The 5029-nt window shown below is 61.2% G+C and carries 5 protein-coding genes; all 5 read left to right on the top strand.

Annotated features, from left to right (window positions below; all coding sequences use genetic code 11):
• On the top strand, positions 1 to 420 hold a 420-nt coding region (locus V7116_RS03930; protein ID WP_324390579.1), incomplete at its 5' end, for a 23S rRNA (guanosine(2251)-2'-O)-methyltransferase RlmB.
• 267 nt (positions 421 to 687) lie between these two features.
• Positions 688 to 1968, top strand: coding sequence for a tetratricopeptide repeat protein (locus V7116_RS03925; RefSeq protein WP_324390578.1), 1281 nt, complete (start codon positions 688 to 690; stop codon positions 1966 to 1968).
• A gap of 9 nt (positions 1969 to 1977) precedes the next feature.
• Positions 1978 to 3300: a tetratricopeptide repeat protein gene (locus V7116_RS03920; RefSeq protein ID WP_324390577.1), complete on the top strand. Its 1323-nt coding sequence runs from the start codon at positions 1978 to 1980 to the stop codon at positions 3298 to 3300.
• Between the two features lie 159 nt (positions 3301 to 3459).
• On the top strand, positions 3460 to 3756 hold the full coding sequence (groES, locus tag V7116_RS03915) for a co-chaperone GroES (RefSeq protein WP_349258419.1): 297 nt from the start codon (positions 3460 to 3462) through the stop codon (positions 3754 to 3756).
• 53 nt (positions 3757 to 3809) lie between these two features.
• Positions 3810 to 5029 (top strand): chaperonin GroEL (groL, locus tag V7116_RS03910; protein WP_324390576.1); only part of this gene is annotated, 1220 nt, incomplete at its 3' end.

Genomic DNA, 5029 nt, shown 5'->3' with positions numbered 1-5029 from the left:
GTCGCGGACGCGGTCGGCGTGCACGGCATCCTGCTGCAAGAGCGGCGCGGCGTGGATATCACCCCGGCAGTCGTGGGGGCATCCTCCGGCGCGGTGGAACACCTCAATGTCAGCGTCGTCAATAATCTCGTGAACGCCATGCGCAACCTGAAAGAGCAAGATATCTGGCTCGTCGGGCTGGACGTGGGGCCGGAGGCGCAAACGCTCGAACAGGTCGATCTCGACCGCTCGCTGGCGCTGATCATGGGCAGCGAGGGCGAAGGGCTGCGCCGTCTGGTGCGGGACACATGCGATCTACGGATCACCCTGCCCATGCGCGGGCACGTCGGCAGCCTGAACGTCGCCACTGCGGGATCGATCGCACTGTACGCAGCATGGCAGGCACGCGGCTGGCAGGGATGGAAGCGCGCCACCTCGTAAGCACGGCAGACATCCATACGACACGATCATCACGGGCGGTTCTACGGGGCCGCTCGTGTGTTTTCGCCCTGCTCCGGCGGGCGATCGCCGGTTGGGAGCGGTGCGCCAAACGTTGACAGTCCCTGCGGTGGGTGTTACGATCCCCCCGGTTACTAAGTTGAGTCGTTAGAGCTGGCTGGGGGGTATCATGCTCGCCGGTCGTTTGTTTGTCCCGCCCCCATGGGTAACGCAAACGATACGGCAGCAACGGGCGAGGTTAGGAACTGTATGTATATCCGCCGCGATAACTCGAATCTACACTTCGGACACTACCGGCGGCACGGTGTCAGTCGGTGGCTGCTGGGCGTGTGGTTTGTCGTGATGGTGATCATCGCCACGCTGCTCTGGCGCTTCAATGACGTTCAAGGCTGGGCACTTTCCAGCATCGGCGCCGCCCCAACCCCAACCCTCGATGCTGTCACGCTGGCCCGCATGGGCGAGCGCGCGTATTTGCAGGGCGACCTCGAAGCCGCCATCGGTTATTATGGTGAAGCCGCGCGGCTAGCTCCCCAGGATATCGACATCAAATTTGAATATGGGCGCATGCTCATTTATCGCAGTTATGCCGGGCGCACCTACCAGTACCGGGCAGGCGAAGCGCTGACCGTCGCGCAGGACGCGGTCGATGTCGCGCCGGACAATGCCCGCGCGCAGGCGCTGTACTGCTTCGCGCTGATGGAAAATGGCCGCGCCGAAGAAGCGATCGGGTCGTGCCTGCGGGCCACCCAACTCGATCCCAACTACGCCGAGGCACACGCCTATCTGGCGTTGGCATACTATTCGGCGCAGCGTCCAAACCAGGCGTTCGACGAAGCCGACCGGGCCGTGCGCCTGAATCCCAATAGCCTGGACGCTCACCGCGCACTCGCGCTGAGCCTGGCATATGTGGGACCGTTCAACGCAGCCATCCAGCAGTACGAGCAGGCGATCCAGATCCATCCGCGCCTTGACGCGCTGTACTTCGAGCTGGCGCAGTATTATGTCGCATTGAGCAACTTCGACGGCGCGCAGGCAGCGTTCGATCAAGTGCTGCAAATGGACCCGGACAATGTGAAGGCCTACACACGCAAGTGCGAAGCCTTCTTCCGCGATCGTAAAGACACCGAGGCCCAAGTCGCGTGCGAGCAAGCAGTGGAACTGGACCCTACCTACCCCGAAGCGTACCGGCAGCTTGGAATGGTTCAATACACCCGCCGCAACTACGAAGGTGCGATCGAATCTTTCGAGACGTGCACAACTCTGCAAGACCAGCAGGGGATCGCGCTGGCCGACCAGGAAATCCAGTGCTACTACATTCGCGGGCTGGCCGAGGCGCTGCTGGACCGCTGCGACAGGGCCTGGGAAGACCTGCAATCCGCCATGGCGATGAACCCGGAAGAATCGATCAAAAACCAGATCTCCCAGGGTCTGCAAATGTGCGTGACAAACGACGAAGCGTTTTCTATGCAGCAGATCCCGACTGCCATTCCGCCTACGGCTGTGCCGCCGCAGCCGATCCCCATCTATTAGGGCCGCGCGATGTATCTACGCACACCCAAGCGTTACCGGGCTGACCGGAAAAAACGCCACCTGCGGCTTTTGCCGCGCCGCTTGCTGCTGCTGATCGTGCTGATACTGCTGGTTTATTTCGGTGGAAGTCAGGCGCTGCTGCATGCGGATACGATTCGAGACTTTGTCTTCCCGCGCGTCGAAAACGCGGTCAATCATGTGGCGACCCAGGTTTCGCCGCGCCCCACACCCACCGCAACGCCGGACGTTGCGCAGGCGCAGCAAGGCTGCGTTACCTCGGAGTGGCAGGGGAATTTGCAGGAAGCCACGATCAACTGCCAGATCCTGGCCGACAGCAACCCTAACGATGCGCTGCTGCAATACAAGGTGGCGCGGATGAAGCTGATCGCATCGGCCAGCACCGGTGTTGGCATCAGCGAGGCGATTGACTATGCGAATCGCGCCATCAACGCCGATCCCGAAGCGCCGTACGGCTGGGCGATCCGCGCGATGGTGCTCGACTGGCAGGGCGATGTCGGCAGGGCGCTGGCCTCGGCACTACACGCACGCGCTATCGATGAGAACTTCGCGCCGACGTACGCAATCATGGGCGAGATTTACTACGATCTCGGCAAAACCGACGAAGCCAGCACCTATCTGGATCAGGCGCAGGAACTGGACAGCACCGGACTGGCGTCGGTCGAGATTTACCGCAACCGCGCCCTGCTCTCTTCGAGCGTGGGCGACTACGACACCGCCATCCATGACCTGCGCGCGGCGCTGGAAATGGCCCCCAACCACAGCTACATCGCGGTCGAGCTGGCGAACAACTACATTGCAAACGACGATTTCGACTCTGCGATGAGCGTGCTCAGCGACACGCTGAACCGTAATCCGAACGACCCCTATTTGCTGTGGCGGATGGGCTGGGCGCTGGTCGAAGCAGGGACGCCCGATCGTTCGTATGAGTACTACCGCCGCTGCCTCGACGCCGCGCCAGACAATCTGCGCTGCCTGTCCTACCTGGGCGGTTTGCAGTTCGCTGACCAGGACTATGTGAGCGCCGTGCCGAACCTGTCGCGGGCAGTCGAGCTGGGGTCGGAAGACACGTCCGACTTCTACCAGCTTGGCCTCTCCTACGCACTGCAAGGCCAGTGCGACCTGGGAGTCAATTACCTCCAGCGCGGCTACGAGCTGGCCGTTTTGCAGGAGAAGGAAAGCGCTCAAAACGACTTCGCCAGCGCGAGCCAGGAATATTGCAATCAGGCGCTCGTGACGTCAGCCGTTGCTGTGACTGCCGAGCCAACCGAGGTAGAAACCTTCGCGACCGCCACGCCAACGCCGTCTCCTTAGTAGCCGTACGGCGTTAGCAGATCCCCCCCAAGAGTGCTAAATTCTGCTTGACAGCGCCCCAAGACGCTGATAATATGATGGGCGAATTTAGCACTCGCATACTTTAAGTGCTAATTGAATTTGACAACTCACCATACTATAAAACCTCAGGAGGGAAGGATGGCTATTAAACTGCGTCCTCTGGCCGATCGCGTTGTGATTGAACCCATCGAGCGTGAGGAAACATTTGCGGGCGGCGCGCTGGTGCTGCCGGAAACCGCAAAGGAAAAGCCGCAGCAGGGTCGTGTTCTGGCAGTCGGCGCGGGCCGCACCGATGAAGACGGCGACCGCATCCCGATGGACGTCAAGGTTGATGATATCGTGCTGTTCGCCAAGTACGCGGGCACGGAAATCAAGCTGGACGACAAGAAGGTCCTCATCCTCAAGGAATCCGACATTCTGGCGATTGTCGAGTAGTACGCGCCGCCCGGCAATCAGCGCGACGCGGTTGACGAAGGAGACACAAACTCATGGCTAAGCAACTCGTTTTCAGTGAAGATTCTCGCCGCCGTTTGAAGGTCGGTATTGATACGCTGGCGAATGCGGTTTCCACTACCCTCGGTCCGAAGGGCCGCAATGTCGCCATCGACAAGAAGTTCGGCGCGCCGACCGTCACCCACGACGGTGTTACGGTCGCCAAAGAAATCGAACTCGAAGATCCGTATGAAAACATGGGCGCGCAGCTTCTGAAGGAAGCCGCCACCAAGACCAACGACATCGCGGGCGACGGCACCACCACCGCAACCGTTCTGGCGCAGGCAATTGTGACCGAAGGCCTGAAGAACGTCGCCGCTGGCGCGAACCCGATGCTGCTCAAGCGCGGCATCGACATCGCCACCGACAAGGTCGCCCAGGCGATCCGCGCGGCTGCGCACGACATCAGCACCAAGGAAGAAATCGCGTCGGTGGCCGCCATCAGCGCCCAGGACCGCGAAATCGGTGAGCTGATCGCGGACGTGATGGACAAGGTCGGTAAGGACGGCGTCATCACGGTCGAGGAGAGCAAGGGCCTCGAGTTCGAGACGGATTACGTCGAGGGTATGCAGTTCGACCGCGGCTACATCTCGCCGTACTTCATCACCAACCCCGACACGATGGAAGCGATTATCAACGACGCCTACATCCTGATCCACGACAAGAAGATCTCCGCCGCGCAGGACCTCGTGCCCGTGCTCGAAAAGCTGCTGCAGCTCGGCAAGCGCGAACTGGTCATCATCGCGGAAGATATCGACGGCGAAGCCCTGGCGACGCTGGTGCTCAACAAGCTGCGCGGCATGCTGAACGTGGTTGCCATCAAGGCCCCCGGCTTTGGCGATCGCCGTAAGGCCATGCTGAACGACATCGCGGCGCTGACCGGTGGTCAGGTCATCACCGAAGAACTCGGTCGCAAGCTCGATTCGGCCACCGTGGCGGACCTCGGTCGCGCGGGCAAGGTCGTGGTGGACAAGAACAACACCACCATCATCGACGGCGCGGGCGAAGAAGCGGCGATCAAGGGCCGCGTGGATGAAATTCGCGTCGAGATCGAAAACTCGACCAGCGACTACGACCGCGAAAAGCTCCAGGAACGTCTGGCGAAGCTGAGCGGCGGCGTCGCGGTGATCGGCGTTGGCGCAGCAACCGAGACGGAACTGAAGGAAAAGAAGCACCGTGTGGAAGACGCCCTGAGCGCGACCCGTGCGGCGGTTGA

Source organism: Aggregatilinea sp. (genome assembly GCF_036822615.1).
Taxonomy (GTDB): domain Bacteria; phylum Chloroflexota; class Anaerolineae; order Aggregatilineales; family Aggregatilineaceae; genus Aggregatilinea.
The sequence above is the reverse complement of the archived record's forward strand: the minus strand, read 5'-3'. Positions and strand labels throughout refer to the sequence as shown.